This is a genomic window from Intrasporangium calvum, from assembly GCF_028446585.1.
Classification (GTDB): Bacteria; Actinomycetota; Actinomycetes; order Actinomycetales; family Dermatophilaceae; genus Intrasporangium; species Intrasporangium calvum_A.
Genome location: NZ_JAPFQL010000120.1, coordinates 1 through 7,987, shown reverse-complemented (window position 1 = coordinate 7,987; position 7,987 = coordinate 1). Strand labels below are relative to the sequence as shown.

Sequence of the window (7,987 nt, the reverse complement as noted above, 5' to 3'; positions counted from 1 at the left end):
GAGGGCGCTTGTGGAAGGGGAACGGCCACCCGCGGTTGCGGGTGGCCGTCCTCCTTCCTCGTGGTCACATCATGAAGTCGCCGGGCATCGCCTGGAGGTAGCTGGTGTAGGCGCCGCGATTCCCGTCGTCGAGCTTCTCCTTGACGTCCTCGGCAGCCTGCTTGATGGCGTCGACCCAGTCGCGCACGAGTGAGCCAGAAGCGCCTTGGGGGAGCTGGCTCGCCCTGAGACACAAGGCAACCCGGCCGTCCGGTCCGAGCACCGGCACGACGATCGCGCCGAGGTCATAGGTCTCGCCGTCCTCGATGTCGATCGTCTCGAAGAACGGGGACGACGCCGCGATGACGTTGCGCACGGCGCGCTCCCGGGCCGGGGTCAGATCCCCCGCAGCGTATTCGCGCATCGCGTCCTTGAGGTCGGAGTAGCGCGGGTAGTCGTCCTCGCGCTGCCGGGAGAGGGCGAAGCCGCGGCTGCGCACCGCCTCGAGGCGTCGGCGGTACTTGTCGACCACCTCGGACTCCTGACTGGAGGCCCGGCCGAGCCATGCCGCGACCGTTTCGTCGTCGGTCCAGGCGACGTAGGCCTCGCCGAGCGGCGGCATGAGCGGCACGCGGACGCCGAGCGGCTCGAGGACCTCTGCGCTCCCCCCGTAGGCGGTGACCGCAACGGTGAGCTCGTGGTCGTTGGCGGCGACCAGGACGGCTGTCTCACAGCCGAGCACCTTGGCCACGCGTTGCGCCTGGGGTCTGGCCACCTCGGCGAGGCGGACGGCCTCGATGAGCCCGGCGTCGCCCTTGGCGGTCATGCCGCGCGTGTTGAAGCCCCCATAGCCGCCCTGGAAGAACAAGAGCGGGGTCGCCGGGCGGTTGACCGCCATCGCCTGCACCTCGCAGAGGACGATGTAGTGGTCGCCGGCCGTGACGACGTCGTAGGGCTTGCAGTGGATGTGTGCGACCGCGTCGTGCAGCACGGGGGCGCCGTGTTCGGATGGGCTCCAGGCCACGCCGTCGAACTTGCCCGGGCGGGGGACCGCCATCAGGCGGCAGAGGTCGACCTGGTCGTGCGCGAGGACGTTGATGCAGTATGCCGCTGAGTCCCTCATCAGCCCATACGTCCCTGACGTCGTGGTCGGCATGAAGGCGACGAGCGGGGGGTCGAGGGAGACCGCGGTGAAGGTCCCGACCACCATCCCGATCGGGTCGCCGTTGGGCGAGGTGCCGGTGACGACGGTGACGCCCGTCGGATAATGGCCCATGACCTCGCGGTACTGGGCGGGGTCAATGGCGGGCAGCGCTGGAGTGGATGTCAGCTCGCTCACGGTGTCACTTCACCTTTCTGCTACAACCCTGTAGCATTCACTACAGCGACGGTATGGCATGGTGCAGCAGATCGGCAAGATCTCTACGTTGTTTGTGAGACATCGGAGCGTGACGGGGCCGGGACGGCGTTGTTACTGACTAATGTGGCACTACAGGGAAGAGGCCACGTCGCGTGGTCGGCCCGGTGATGGGCGTTTCAGCGGAGGAGCGACGTAGATGGCGCGTAAGACGGAGCGGCGGCATCGGCAGGGTGACGAGTCCCGCCTGGCGATCCTCGAGGCGACCCTCGCGATCGCGGCTGACCGGGGCTACGACGGGACGACGGTCGCGCTGGTGCAGGAGGCCACGGGACTCCCCGCAAGCTCCATCTACTGGCACTTCGGCAGCAAGGACCAGCTGCTCGCCGCGACGCTCGAGCACTCCTACCGGTCGTGGCGTGGCACGGCGCCGACCTGGGTGACAGCGAGTGAGCCGGACGACATGACCGACCGGATCGAGCGGCGCTTCCAGCGAGCGGCCCAGGCGTTGACGAGCTCGCCGCAGTTCTGGTCGCTCGGTCTGCTGCTCACGCTTCAGCAGCGGGTCAAGGAGCCGGCGGCGAGGAAGCTCTATGCGGAAGTTCGGCACGACACCGAGATCGCCATCCGCGACTGGTGGGCGACCGTCCTGTCGCCGGCCGCCTGCGAGGCTGATCCCGAACTCACGACGAGACTGGCCCGCTTCCACATGATGCTGATGGACGGGCTGTTCCTCCAGGTTCACTCGTCCACCCCCAGAGACATCAAGCGACTCGTCTCACTCATGTCGCAGGGGCTGGGACGTCACCTGACCGCGGTGGGGGTGGCGTCGTGAAAGCTCCTGTGAGTGGGCCCACCGCGGCGACACCGAAGAAGCGGTCGGTTGCGCCCGAGCGCTCCAGGGACCGCATCATGGCCGCGGCTTCGGACCTGGCCAAGGAGCGCGGCATCGCCGGCACGACGATCGCCCGCGTCTGCCAACGATCCGGCCTGCCGGTCAGCTCGGTTTACTGGCACTTCAAGGACAAGGACCACCTCTTCGCCGAGGTGATCCGCACCAGCTTCGCCCGGTGGCTCGTGTCCGTCCCCCGTTGGGACGTCGAGCCGGGGACGACGGTCGCCGAGGGGCTGCGAGGGGTTCTCGGGCAGTCCACGCGAACGTTCGCGGACATGCCCGCCTTCCTGCGTATCGGCATGCAGGTGCTGCTCGACACCAGTGAGGATCAGGTCAAGACCCGAGAGGCCTACCTGGACGTCCGCCAGCAGGTCCATCGGATGATCACGGCGTGGATGACGCAGATCCTTCCGGGAGCGCTGGGCCCGGACACTGCCGAGGACCTCGCGAGTCTGGTCGTCGCCATGTCCGACGGAATGATCGTCGGCTCGCAGATCTATCCGGACTGGAACGCCGAGGAGTACGTCGACCTGCTCGCTGGAGCCATCGCCGGCATCACCCAGTCCTCGGCCTGAGGCCCGACGCGCAGGGAGGGCGTGGCCGTCCTCTGTTGCCGTGGACGACCCACCCCTCGCCCGCTACGTCAGCGTGCGCCGACGACGAGCCCGTCGGTCCCGGCAATCACCTCGCGCCGAGCCCCGGTCCCCAACCGCTCGGCCACGCGCGCCCAGCCGCCGTTCGCGATGTCGCCCGGCACCATGTGGTGGAGCACGAGAGTGCCCACCTGGATCTCCCGCAGCAGCTCGGCGAGCTGGGCCTCGGTCGTGTGGGCCCCGAACATGTGGTTGCGGAAGGCTTCCTTCACCGCGTCGGGGACCGGCAGGCCGTTGATGCTGGCATTGATGGTGTCGTAGTCGATGACCTCGTGCAGCAGTACGTCGCAGCCATCAGCCATCTCGAGCAGGTTCGGCGTCAGCGTCGTGTCGCCTGAAACGACAATGCTGCCGGTGTCAGAGGTGAAGCGGTAGGCGAAGGACGGCACCATCTGGCCGTGGTCGACCAGGGTGGCCGACACCTCGACGCGGTCGTCCCCATAGACGACGAACGGACGCATCGGCTGAGGCGGCCCGGTGAAGTTCGGGGTGACACCGGCCGGGAGCGTGATGTCCGAGCCCTCGATGACCGTGTCGATACGCGGTGAGGTCGCGTCGAACATGCGGTCGTTCACATCGGTCGCGAACGCCGCGAGGAGCTGTCGGACCATCGAGGCAGTGCCGGGAGTGGGCTCCTCCGGGTTGAAGGGGGCGGGCTCCGGGCGGTTGGGCGGGAAGACGTGGGGCAGCTGGCCCCGATCTCCCGGTCCGTAGACCCGGAACGGCGCGCTCGCCGAGCCCAGGCCGCCCGCGATGAAGCCCTGCACGAGAAGCGTCGCGAGGTCCGTGACGTGGTCCGAGTGCAGGTGGGTGATGAATCCGGCCCGGAAGGCAGTGAGGTCGTTCTTGCCGTCCGCGGACCCGATCAGGCCGGCGTCGAAAAGACCTGCGGCCGAGCCGTGGCCCGCGTCGACGAGGTAGCGGGCCCCCTCAACCTCGACCACCGTGCTGATGCCGCGCCGGCCCCCGGCCTGCCGCCAGATGGGGCCGCCGGCGGTGCCGACCAGGACGGCCTTGGTCCGTGCACCGCTCCGGCGGTGGACCGGTGACGTCGAGCTGGCCTGCGCGGTGCCGCTCTGGGCCAGAACCAGGCCCAGCAAGGATGCTGCGCCGATGCCGCCGCCGAGCAAGCTGCGCCGGGACGGGCCGCGCCTCGGCTCTGTGCTCTCCTCGTGCCGCGCCTCAAGGGCGGAGGAAACGTGTGGTCCTGAGGTGCATGTACACATCGGTGATCTCCTTTGATCTGGGCTGCCACAGCTGACGATGTCGGCCGAACGAGGGAACCTCGCGTTGCCTGCGTGGGACCTTATGATCGATCCCTGTAGCGGACGCTCTATTAGAGGAAAATCTCGGAAGTCCGGTCAAGAGGTTGTCCACCAGTGGTGCGGGTGAGATGGCCTGTAGCGACCATTCCCACGAAGAGGGCCAACAAGTTCGTGCTCGTCGGCCTTGGCCGCGGCGCCAGCGGGCACGTCGGCGCGCCGTCGATGCTGCGCAGAGTCCGGCGCCCTGCCGGAGGTTGTCCGTGGAACCCGGGTCTTAAGTAACAAAGCCGCAGGTCAACGGCTCGTGACCTGCGGTTTTGGGTGGTGGCCAGGGGCGGGGTCGAACCGCCGACCTTCCGATTTTCAGTCGGACGCTCGTACCAACTGAGCTACCTGGCCGGGTCTGCGCCTCAGCGCAAACAGATACCCGGATCGCTCCGGGCGACGCCCACTATACACGAGGCGACAACCCGGCCGGTCACCCCGAGCACTCGCCGAAAACCGGGCCAGCCGCCGGGCACGCCGATCTGTGGGAGCGAGCCCAGCGGCATACGGGATGGGTGTGGTCATCACGGATCGGAGCGGCGTCGGACGCCGTCAGCCCGCAGTTCCACGGCCACCGCCCTTGCCGGACGAACCCGCGACCAAAGGACGGTGGCCGGACCACCCCGAGGGGTGAGCCGGCCACCATTCGTTTCGCCAGGCCGTCAGGCCCCAGGCCCCAGGCCCCAGGCCTTGGCGAGGATCAGCTCAGGCCGGGCGGGGTCTGGTGCTGTCCGGGTGCCGCGACGCCGCTGCCCACGACGGTGAACAGCATCGCGTGCGAGGCCACCGAGCCGCCGACCGAGACGTCGAGCTGGGCCTGGTAGAAGCCATCGGCTGCGCCCTTCGTCGAGGTCGCGGTCACCGTCATCGTGGTGCTCGCGCCCGCCGCCAAGGTGACCTGGCCACCCGACACCGAGTAGGTCACGCCAGACGCCGGGTTGTTGGCCACAGCAACTGACACCGAGACCGAGGCGCCGCTCGTGTTCGTCACGACGAGAGACTTGGTCACGCTGCGGCCCGAACCGCCCGAGATGGCCCCGAAGGACAGGCTGACCGGGTCGAGCGCCACCTTGCTCGCAACGGCCGCGTCCGTGTCAGCCAAACCAGCACCGACCTTGAGGGCGTCGTTGGTCACCTCGTTCGTCGCCGAGTCGCGGAGAACGCTCTGCTGGGCCGTGTTGACGACCGCGCTGCGGACCTCCGCCGCACTCCACGACGGGTGCGCGCCCCGCACCACCGCGGCGATGCCCGCCAGGTGTGGTGTGGCCATCGACGTGCCACCGAAGATCGCCCAGCACGGTGCGGTCTCGCAGGCCCAGGCGGGCTGGGCGCTCAGCACGTCGGCGCCGGGGGCGACGACGTCCGGCTTGATCAGCAGGTCACCGTGCGTCGGGCCCTGGCTGGAGAAGGAGGCCATCCGGTTCGTCGCCTCGGGGATCGACTGGTAGACCTTGTTCGCGTTGATCGTCGCGCTCGTCCCGTCGTGCGCCATGATGGCGGCGCCGTCGGTCTTGGTGACCAGGACGGCGACTGCGCCGGTCTGGTCACCAGCCATGGTGAGGAGCCCGTCAAGGTGGTTGACGACGATGGCGGCGACGGCGCCCGCCTTCGTGACGTTGTTGATCTTCTCCTGGAAGGTGCAGGACATGCGGCCGATGACGGCGATCTTGCCGGTCAGGTCGGGCAGCGCCGCCGAGGAGTTGCAGGCGAGCGAGAGGCCGAGCGGGTGCGGCGAGCTGGCGTCCTTGACGACGGCGAGCGGGGCCGTGATGTCCGCGGACAGCTTGCCGAACTCGCCGACGACGACGTCGTAGTCCGTGCCGGCCACGCTCACGGTGTTGACCAGCGCGTGCCCGACCGTGCTCGCCCCAGCGGTGAGCGCGCGCGGCGCCGCACCCGGGTAGTGCACGGTCCAGTAGCCGGGGCCCTCGTTGCCGGCAGCCACCGCGACGACCATGTTGGCCCTGTCGAGGTTGTCGACCGCGTTGTCGAGGAGGAAGGCGCCGCCGCCGTCGTTGCGGGCGCCGCCGAGCGACATGTTGGCGACGTCGAACCCGTCGACGTACGCGTCCTGCATCGCCTCGAGGATGTCCTCGGAGCGGGCGGAGCCGGCCGTGCCGGGGAAGACGTTGTAGGAGCCGAGCGTCGCGGCGGGCGCCACACCGGACGGGTCGTAGGGGATCTCGGTCCCGTCCGCGACCGCGTCAGTGTGCACGTTGCACGCCACGGTGCCGGCGACGTGCGTGCCGTGCCCGTTGAGGTCCTCGCCGTCGAAGCCGTTCTTCGCGATCTTGTTGCCGTAGACGCGCGAGACGATGACCTTGTTGTTGGTGTACTTCGTGTCACCGAGCTGCCGGACCGCCGGATAGCCGGCGTCGCTGAAGCACGGGTGCGTCACGTCGATGCCGCTGTCGATGATCGCGACCTTCACGCCACGGCCGGCCTCGGAGGCCCCGCCGACCGCGGCCCACGCCTCGGGGACGTCGACGAGCGCGAGGTCCGGGTCCTCGTGAGCGAGGGGGGTGAAGACGCCCTGCAGCTCGGCGTGGGTGACGCCGGGCGCCGACCGGAGGGTGCTCAGCGGGGTGCCGTTGAGCTGGACGCCGACCGCGTTGACGGCGACGTCGAACTGCTTGGTGACGCGGGCCCGCGGCGCGTTGGTCCGTAGCCAGTCCTTGAAGGCGGCCTGCTCGGCCCGGATCCGGTCCCGCTCGGCCTTGACGGCCCGGTTGGCGAAGCCGATCTTCTTGCCCTTGTCGGGGGCGGTGCGGGGGTTCGTCGCGAGGGGCTCGCCGGCGAGCCGGACGAGTGCGTAGGAGTCGTCGACCGCGGGTGCCGACTGGCCCTGATCAGAAGCAGTGGGCTGGGCAGCCGACGTTGCAGCCATCCCGAGGGAGAGTGCCAGGGTGGCCGCAGCCGCCACGGCGATGGAGCGGTTCGAGCGCATGAGTGATGTGCCTCCGGAAGCGCGCTGATGATGGTGTCCGAATGCTAAGACGCGCACACCGGTCTGTGGGGCGACTCGAGGGCACAACTTGGTCACCAGCCCGGCCCCTCGTGATGCGCCTCGGCGAGCGCCGGTCCCGCGGCTGTCCCGCGCCTGTCCCGCGGCTGTCCCGCGGCGGTCCTCACCCGCACCAGATCGCCGACTGGCCGACTGATGGTTCCCGGGCAGGGTGGGTACGAGTACCACAGTTCGAGGCCAACTTGCGAGCACTTGCCTCGTCATGAAACGTTCAAGTTCGTTTGCTTCTCGACCGAACCGTCAGAGGCAAGCCCACAGCAGACCCAGAGGCCAGCACGGCACACGACACACAGGAGACAGCGCATGTCCGAGACCGGATCCCCGCTGAGTGGTGACTGGGAGTTCGACCCCACTCACACGCGCGTCGGCTTCTCCGCACGCCACGCCATGGTCACCACGGTGCGTGGCTCGTTCAACGATGTCCAGGGGTATTTCCACGCCGACCTGGACGACATGAGCAAGTCGAGCGCCCGCGTCACCCTCAAGGCCGCGAGCATCGACACGCGCAACAACGACCGCGACAACCACCTGCGCAGTGCCGACTTCTTCGATGTGGAGAAGTTCCCGGACATCACCTTCGAGAGCACGCAGATCGAGGAGGTCGGCGACGGCGCCTACGTCGTCTCCGGGCACCTGACGATCCGCGACGTCACCAAGCCCGTGACGATCCCGATCGAGCTCCTCGGCGTGCAGACCGACGCGTTCGGCGCCCTGCGCGCCGGCTTCGAGGGCACGCGCCGGATCAACCGGCGCGACTACGGCCTCGAG

6 protein-coding genes and 1 tRNA gene are annotated in these 7,987 nt (G+C 68.9%); 3 read left to right on the top strand and 4 right to left on the bottom strand.

Going from position 1 to position 7,987, the window contains the following annotated elements; all coding sequences use genetic code 11:
• Nucleotides 1–64: 64 nt before the first annotated feature.
• Nucleotides 65–1,318, bottom strand: a complete 1,254-nt coding sequence (locus tag OO014_RS18435) for a flavin reductase (protein WP_272463789.1) — start codon at nt 1,316–1,318, stop codon at nt 65–67.
• 217 nt (nt 1,319–1,535) lie between these two features.
• Between OO014_RS18435 and OO014_RS18430 the strand changes: the two genes are divergently transcribed.
• On the top strand, nt 1,536–2,171 hold the full coding sequence (locus OO014_RS18430; RefSeq protein WP_272463788.1) for a TetR/AcrR family transcriptional regulator: 636 nt from the start codon (nt 1,536–1,538) through the stop codon (nt 2,169–2,171).
• A gap of 77 nt (nt 2,172–2,248) precedes the next feature.
• Complete coding sequence (locus OO014_RS18425; RefSeq protein ID WP_272463787.1) at nt 2,249–2,806, top strand: TetR/AcrR family transcriptional regulator; 558 nt, start codon at nt 2,249–2,251, stop codon at nt 2,804–2,806.
• Nucleotides 2,807–2,874: 68 nt separating this feature from the next.
• On the opposite strand, the gene OO014_RS18420 is transcribed toward OO014_RS18425, so the two are convergent.
• The 3 genes from OO014_RS18420 to OO014_RS18410 form a co-directional block, all read right to left on the bottom strand.
• Nucleotides 2,875–3,984, bottom strand: coding sequence for an MBL fold metallo-hydrolase (locus tag OO014_RS18420; RefSeq protein ID WP_272463786.1), 1,110 nt, complete (start codon nt 3,982–3,984; stop codon nt 2,875–2,877).
• Between the two features lie 487 nt (nt 3,985–4,471).
• A tRNA-Phe gene (locus OO014_RS18415) sits at nt 4,472–4,548 on the bottom strand.
• Between the two features lie 346 nt (nt 4,549–4,894).
• Entirely contained in the window at nt 4,895–7,141 is a 2,247-nt protein-coding gene (locus tag OO014_RS18410) for a S8 family serine peptidase (RefSeq protein WP_272463785.1), read from the bottom strand.
• Between the two features lie 381 nt (nt 7,142–7,522).
• Between OO014_RS18410 and OO014_RS18405 the strand changes: the two genes are divergently transcribed.
• The coding region (locus tag OO014_RS18405) for a YceI family protein (RefSeq protein WP_272463784.1) at nt 7,523–7,987 on the top strand (465 nt) is incomplete at its 3' end.